Source organism: Nocardioides turkmenicus (assembly GCF_011045035.1).
GTDB lineage: Bacteria > Actinomycetota > Actinomycetes > Propionibacteriales > Nocardioidaceae > Nocardioides > Nocardioides turkmenicus.
Genome location: NZ_JAALAA010000003.1, coordinates 335,045 through 341,695, shown reverse-complemented (window position 1 = coordinate 341,695; position 6,651 = coordinate 335,045). Strand labels below are relative to the sequence as shown.

6 protein-coding genes are annotated in these 6,651 nt (G+C 70.9%); all 6 read right to left on the bottom strand.

Annotated features, from left to right (window positions below; translation table 11 throughout):
* A partial coding sequence (locus tag G5C66_RS05460) for a LysR family transcriptional regulator (RefSeq protein ID WP_165109936.1) occupies positions 1-446 on the bottom strand: 446 nt, incomplete at its 3' end.
* Positions 447-505: 59 nt separating this feature from the next.
* Entirely contained in the window at positions 506-1,324 is an 819-nt protein-coding gene (locus tag G5C66_RS05455) for a YceI family protein (RefSeq protein WP_165109935.1), read from the bottom strand.
* Between the two features lie 5 nt (positions 1,325-1,329).
* Positions 1,330-3,768, bottom strand: a complete 2,439-nt coding sequence (locus G5C66_RS05450; protein ID WP_165109934.1) for an MFS transporter — start codon at positions 3,766-3,768, stop codon at positions 1,330-1,332.
* Positions 3,769-3,779: 11 nt separating this feature from the next.
* On the bottom strand, positions 3,780-4,232 hold the full coding sequence (locus tag G5C66_RS05445; protein ID WP_165109933.1) for a MarR family winged helix-turn-helix transcriptional regulator: 453 nt from the start codon (positions 4,230-4,232) through the stop codon (positions 3,780-3,782).
* Between the two features lie 99 nt (positions 4,233-4,331).
* Positions 4,332-5,087, bottom strand: coding sequence for a class I SAM-dependent methyltransferase (locus tag G5C66_RS05440; RefSeq protein WP_165109932.1), 756 nt, complete (start codon positions 5,085-5,087; stop codon positions 4,332-4,334).
* A 51-nt stretch (positions 5,088-5,138) separates the two neighbouring features.
* Positions 5,139-6,596 (bottom strand): NADP-dependent phosphogluconate dehydrogenase, encoded by a 1,458-nt coding sequence (gndA, locus tag G5C66_RS05435; RefSeq protein WP_165109931.1) that lies wholly within the window; start codon positions 6,594-6,596, stop codon positions 5,139-5,141.
* Positions 6,597-6,651: the final 55 nt, after the last annotated feature.

The following is a 6,651-nucleotide window of genomic DNA, read 5'->3' as shown; positions in this document are numbered from 1 at the left end:
GGGCGGAGCAGGCCGAGGTCGAGGGTGCCGTCGATCAGGGCCGCGGCCTGGTCGGGCGACAGCATCTCGCCCCGGAACCCGAACTCCACCTCGGGCAGCTCGGCGCGCAGCGTCCGTGCGAGGGCCGGCAGCAGCGAGTACGTGGCCGACCCGACGCACCCGATCAGCAGTCGTCCCCGCCGCCCCGAGGCGATGCTGGCGGCCTCGTGGGCGGCGGCATCCACGGCACCGAGGATCTCCCGCGCCCGCTCCAGGTACGCCGCCCCCGCAGGGGTCAGGTCGACCCGTCGCGTCGTCCTGGTGAGCAGGGTCAGCCCGAGCTCGGCCTCCAGTTGGCGGATCTGCTGCGAGAGCGGTGGCTGAGCCATGTGGAGCCGCTCCGCCGCCCGGCCGAAGTGGCGTTCCTCGGCGACCGCGACGAAGTAGCGAAGATGACGCAGCTCCATGCACTCATACTCGCAGAGTCTCAGTCGGCGGTCAGTGATCCGCCTGCCGGCGCCTCGGCTCAGGTCGGCAGGGACTCACCCTGGACGGCCTGGATGTCGAGCTCGACCTTGAGGGTGGTGCCGATGGCGGCGATGCCGGCGGCGACGGCCTGGTTGTAGCTCATCGCGAAGTCGTCGCGGCGCAGATGGGCGGTCGCGCGGAAGGCGGCACGGGTGCCGCCCCAGGCGTCCGGGCCGGTGCCGAGGTAGGCGACGTCGAGATCGACGGCGCGGGTCTGGCCGTGCATCGAGAGGTCCCCGTGGACCGTCCAGCGGTCCGCGCCGGCAGGGGTGAGCCCTGTGGAGCGGTAGAGGATCTCGGGGAACGCCTCGGCGTCGAGGAAGTCGCCGCTGCGCAGGTGGTCGTCGCGCATCCGGTTGCCGGTGTCGATCGAGGCGGCCCGGATGACCGCCTCGACGCGCGACTTCTCCAGATGGTCGGGCGCGATCTCGACGAGTCCGGAGAACTCGGTGAACCGGCCGCGCACGCTGGAGATGCCGAGGTGCTGCGCGGCCGCGCCGACGGTCGAGTGCGCAGGGTCGATGGTCCACGGGCCAGGCGGCGGCAGAGACGTGTCGCCCTGGCGGGTCAGCGTGACGGTCCCGAGGGAAGCGCGACCGGACGCAGTCACCAGCGCGGTCGCCGCGGCGGGTGACCAGCCGATCGCAGTGACGATCGCGACGTACGGCCCGGGGGCGAGGACGGTGTCGTCGGTGACGACACCGTCCTCGTCGGCCTCGGCGCGCAGCACCTGACCGCCGGCCGTGTCGGTGAGCGTGACGACCGCGTGTGCCACGGCCCAGCCGTCGCGGGAGCGGATCTGTGCGGTCAGTGCCATCGCGATCAGTCCTCGGGGTGGGAGAGGACGATCTCGTGGCCGTCGACACCGTGGCCGGTGAGGCTCACGGCGCCGGCCGCCGGCGGGTAGCTGGTCGCCAGGACGGTGTAGTCCCCGCTGTCGAGATCGGCGAAGGCGTACGCCCCGTCCGGACCGGTCGTCGCGGTGCCTGCCGCGTTGCCGGCTGCGTCGACCAGCGTCACCCGGGCGTCGGCGAGCGGACCGAAGGCGGAGCGGACGACACCGGTCAGCCGGGCGCCGGTGACCATCTCCACCTCGATCCGGGTCACCCCGGTGGCGCCGATCTCGATCGGCACCGCGTGCGGGCGGAAGCCCTCCGCATTGACCGCGACCGTGGCCGGTCCCGGGACCAGCTCGTCGATGAAGAAGGTGCCGTCCGCGACGGTGGTGCCGGTGGACAGCAGGTCGCCGCGTACGTCGGTCACGATCACCATCGCGCCGGCGACCGGCGCGCCGTCCTCGCCGCCGCGCACGATGCCCTTCAAGCCCGTGGTGCCGCTGAGCAGGAGGTCGTACGCCACCGGCTCACCGCCCACGACCACCGTGGAGGCCTGCGGCTGGAAGCCGTCGGCCGAGGCGATCAGGACGTACGTCCCCGACCCCGGCGCGTCCACCGCGTAGGAGCCGTCGGCGTGCGCCACCGAGCGGCCGAGCTGACGGCCGGAGAGCGAGATCAGCGTGACCGCGGCGTGCGGGACCGGGACGCTCCCGGAGCCACGGACGAACCCGTGCAGCGGGATGCCGGGGGAGACGGGAGCGGCGGGGGCAGGGTGCTGCTCGGGCACCCCGGCGACACCCTCGGCGACCGCGGCCGGCCCGTCGACCGAGGCTGCCTCCTCGGCCGCCTGGGCGAGCCCGCCCTTGGTCTTCAGCGGCACCTCCTTGATGAACACCACCAACACCAGCGCGACGACCGCCACCGCCGCGGCGACCAGGAAGATGTCGGCGATGCCGTGGCCGTACGCACTCTCCAGGACCGTCCGCAGCGGCTCGGGCACCTTGTCCATGTCCGGGATCTCGCCCGAGGTGCCCTGGGCGAGCGTGGCATAGCGCGGGCCGAGGTCCGCCAGACCGTCGGAGACGTAGTCGGTGACCCGGTGGGCCATCAGCGCGCCGAGCGCGGAGACACCCATCGCGCCACCGAGGCTGCGGAAGAACGTCACCATCGAGCTGGCCGCACCGAGGTCGGCGGGCGCGACCTGGTTCTGCGTGGAGAGGACCAGGTTCTGCATCGTCATCCCGACACCCAGGCCGAGAACGGCCATGAAGACGGCGACGTGCCAGTACTCGGTGTCGTAGCGGATCGTGCCGAGCAGGCCCAGACCGCCGACGATGAGGACGGCGCCGGCCACGAGCCAGGCCTTCCAGCGACCGGTGCGGGTGATGACCTGACCGGAGACCGTCGAGGAGAGGAACAGGCCCGCGATCATCGGGATCGTCATCACGCCGGCCATCGTCGGCGACTCGCCCCGGGCCAGCTGGAAGTACTGGCTGAAGAAGATCGTGCCCGCGAACATCGCCACACCCACGAACAGCGAGGCGAGCGAGGAGAGGGTGATCGTGCGGTTGGCGAAGAGCCGCAGCGGGACGATCGGCTCCTTGGCCCGGGACTCGACGAGCACGAAGATCAGCATGAGCAGCACCGAGCCGCCCACCATGGCTGCGGTCTCCCAGGAGGCCCAGTCGTACTTGTCGCCCGCGAAGGTGACCCAGATGAGCAGCAGCGAGACGCCGGCTGCCATGAAGAACGCGCCGGCCCAGTCGACCTTGACGTCGTCGCGCCTGACGACGGGCAGGTGCAGCGTCTTCTGCAGCACGATGAAGGCGATCACCGCGAACGGGATGCCGACGTAGAAGCACCAGCGCCAGCCGAGCGACTCGGCGTCGGTGATGACCCCGCCGAGCAGCGGGCCGCCGACGGTCGCGATCGCGAAGACGGCGCCGAGGTAGCCCGAGTAGCGGCCACGTTCACGTGGCGAGATCATCGCCGCCATGATGACCTGCGCGAGAGCGGTCAGGCCCCCCATGCCGATGCCCTGGACCGCTCGCGCAGCGATCAGCTCGCCCGGGTTCTGGGCCAGGCCGGCGACGGCCGAGGCGGCCACGAAGAGGACCAGCGAGACCTGCATGAGCAGCTTCTTGCTGAACAGGTCGGCCATCTTGCCCCACAGCGGGGTGGTGGCCGTCATGGTGAGCAGGGAGGCCGTGACCACCCAGGTGTAGGCCGACTGCCCACCGCCGATGTCGGCGATGATCTCGGGCAGGGCGTTGGATACGATCGTGGAGGAGATCATCGCCACGAACATGCCGAGCAGCAGGCCCGAGAGCGCCTCCATGATCTCGCGGTGAGACATGTGGAAGGACTCGTCGGACGAGCCTCCCGGTGGACCGGCGTGAGTCCGTTCGGCGGTCGTGGTTGCCATGGACTTCCTTCCTAGCTGCGTACGTGGGTGAGGGGCTGTGCCGGGCAGACGAGGCTGTCGTGCAGCTTGTGCATGAGCCGGATCAACTCGTGCACCTCCTCGTCGCTCCAGTCGCCGAGCCGCTCGGCGAGCAGGTCGGCGATGTCGTCGGAGAACCCGGTGAGCAGGTCCCGTCCGGAGTCGGTGAGGCGCAGCAGCCGCGAGCGCCCGTCGGCCGGGTTCGGGGAGCGCTCGAGCCACCCCCGGTCGGCGAGGTACGACACGTGGCGGCTGGTCACCGAGATGTCGATCGCGAGCAGATCGGTGAGCTCGCTGATGGTCATCTCGCCGTGCCGGCTCAGCAGGCCCAGCACGCTCGCGGACCCGGCCGGCAGGTCGGGCGGGAGGTTGCGGGCGAGGCCCTTCTTGACGGCCCAGACCTCGCTGAGTCGATGCATCAGGTCGCGGTACGTCGCCTGCTCCATCGCCACCCTCTCTGATTGGTTGACTTTTACAACCTTATGAACAATAGGGGAGCGATGCAAATTTGCCGCGCGGAAGGCCGGCCGATGGAGAGGGAGGGTCTAGGCGACGGTCCCGCGGGCTGCCCAGGCCGTCGCGGTCACCGTGATCGGGCCGTTCCCGAGCCGCCGCCGGGCGACCTCCTCGAGCGCGGTGCGGCCGGCGCCGTCCAGGGACGCCACGTAGTCGCCGGCCGGTCCGACGCCGAGGGTGTAGGGGTCCCACCAGTCCTCGAAGGTCGGGTGGGTGATGCGGATGACCAGTCCGCTGGGCTCGACCTTGCGAAGACCCACCTTCTTGAACAGCTTCTCGAGGTCGCCCAGCCGGGAGCCGGCGAGGAGGGCCTCGTCCTCGGCCTCCGGGTCGATCTCGTGCACGCACGCCCAGAACGGCGCGACGGCTCCGGTGTCGGCGTCCCAGACGCAGGCGGCGACGGTGCCGCCGGGCCGGGTGACCCGGACCATCTCCTTGACGCCCGCCTCCGGGTCGGTCATGAAGTGCACGACCAGCTGCGCGAGCGAGGCGTCGAACCAGTTGTCGGCGAACGGCAGCGCCTCGGCGACGCCGGTGTGCACGTCCACTCTGGCCAGCTGCCGCGCGACCGCCTCGATGAACGGCGGCGAGGGGTCGATCGCGGCCACCAGGTGGGCCTCGGTGAGGGTCACCAGGTGGCGGGTGAGCGTACCCGGCCCGCAGCCGACGTCGAGCACCCGCTGACCCATGCTGACCCGGGCGAAGTCGGCGAAGTGGGGAGCGAGGGGTTCGGCGTAGCGCCCCATGAAGCGGGCGTACCTCTCAGCGGCGACGTCGAAGCCCATGCTTCAGGCTAGGACCGCCGCTCGCCACGCCGACAGACCCAAGTTCGGTATCTAGTGCGTCGACGGCGTCGTGGCGATCTCCGAGCGGTCGTCGGACCACAGCGTGTGGAAGGTGCCGTCCTTGTCGACGCGCTTGTAGGTGTGCGCACCGAAGAAGTCCCGCTGGCCCTGGATGAGCGCGGCCGGGAGCCGGTCGGCGGCGAGCGAGTCGAAGTAGGCGAGCGCCGAGGAGAATCCGGGAGCCGGTACGCCGGAGGCCGCCGCGATCCCGACGACGCGCCGCCACGCGTCCTCACCGGAGGAGACGGCGTCGGCGAAGTAGGGGTCGACGAGCAGCGTCTCCAGGTCGGGCTTGGTGGCGTACGCGTCCACGATCCGGTTGAGGAAGCGCGCCCGGATGATGCAGCCGGCCCGCCAGATCTTGGCCAGCGCGCCCAGGTCGATGTCCCAGCCGTACTCCTTCGCTCCGGCCACGATCAGGTCGAACCCCTGCGCGTAGGCGACCACCTTCGAGGCATAGAGCGCCGCGCGTACGTCGTCGACGAACGTGTCGGGCACCTCGGGCGCCTTCGGGCGCGAGGTCACCGTCGAGCGCACCGCCCCGCGCTGCGCCGGCTTGGAGGAGACGGCCCGGGCGAAGACCGCCTCGCCGATGCCGGAGACCGGGATGCCGAGGCCGAGCGCGTTCTGCACCGTCCAGACGCCAGTGCCCTTGGAGCCGGCCTCATCGAGGATGACGTCGACCAGGGGAGAGCCGGTCTCCGCGTCCTTCTTGGCGAGCACCTCGGCGGTGATCTCGATCAGGTAGGACTCCAGGTCGCCGGAGTTCCAGTCCTTGAAGACGTCGACCAGCTGCTCCACCGAGAGCCCGCCCACCCGCCGGAGGAGGTCGTAGGCCTCCGCGATCAGCTGCATGTCGGCGTACTCGATGCCGTTGTGGACCATCTTCACGAAGTGGCCGGCGCCGTCGGTGCCGACATGGGTCACGCACGGCTCGCCCTCCGCCACCGCGGCGATCGACTTCAGGATCGGGCCCAGGGTCTCCCAGGCCTCGGCCGAGCCGCCGGGCATGATCGAGGGGCCGTTGAGAGCGCCCTCCTCGCCGCCGGAGATGCCGGTGCCGACGAAGTTCAGGCCCCGCTCGCGCAGCTCGCGCTCGCGGCGGATGGTGTCGTTGAAGTTGGCGTTGCCGCCGTCGACGATGATGTCGCCGGGCTCGAACCGCTCGGCCAGCTGCTCGATCACCGCGTCGGTGCCCTTGCCGGCCTGCACCATGATGATCGCCGTACGCGGCTTGGCCAGCGTCGCCACGAAGTCGTCGATCGTCTCGGAGGCGATGAACCCGGCCTCGGGGTGCTCGGTGAGGAGCTCCTCGGTGCGGGCGTAGGTGCGGTTGTAGACCGCCACCGTGTTGCCCTCGCGCGAGGCGAGGTTGCGGGCCAGGTTGGACCCCATCACGGCCAGGCCCACCACGCCGATGTTCGCGGACCTGTTGTCGGTGTTCGGCATCGCTTCTCCTCGTTGCTGCGTCTGATCGCTGCGTCTGGTGTCGGGCGGAGTCGCA